A 402-nucleotide genomic window follows, 5' to 3' on the forward strand; every position below is an offset into this window, starting at 1 on the left:
CCGAGCAATATCGCCAAAGTATTGGGGGCTAGCCTACCCGAAGCCCTAAAACGCACAGAAAACGCCGCAGCGCGCCAAAAACTGGCAGGGCTGCGGCGGATGTTGGACGGTAAGGCAGTTAAGACTTCACAAGACTTGTGAAATCAGACCACTGCTCAATGCGGAACGCCCGAATATCGCGGACAGAAGACGGAAACCAAGGCAGAGCTTTTAGCTCGTTGATGGCTGAAAACAGGTTAGCCATATCTTCGTTTTGGCAGGTGTACAAACTTCCCTGAATGCGGGTAAAGCCGAATTTCCGCAGGGTGTATCCAATATCCGCGTAGGCTTGGGAAATGCCTTTCGGATGGTTTTGAGCGGTATCGGCAACCACCAAATCAAAAGAAATCGCGTACATTAGGC

Annotated in this window: 1 protein-coding gene; it reads right to left on the reverse strand. The window is 51.2% G+C overall.

The annotated features are described in order from the left end of the window. Positions 1 to 118: 118 nt before the first annotated feature. A partial coding sequence (locus DSY56_RS11715; RefSeq protein ID WP_373455508.1) for a hypothetical protein occupies positions 119 to 402 on the reverse strand: 284 nt, incomplete at its 5' end.

Source organism: Streptococcus sp. 596553 (genome assembly GCF_900411395.1).
GTDB classification, from domain to species: domain Bacteria; phylum Bacillota; class Bacilli; order Lactobacillales; family Streptococcaceae; genus Streptococcus; species Streptococcus mitis_BA.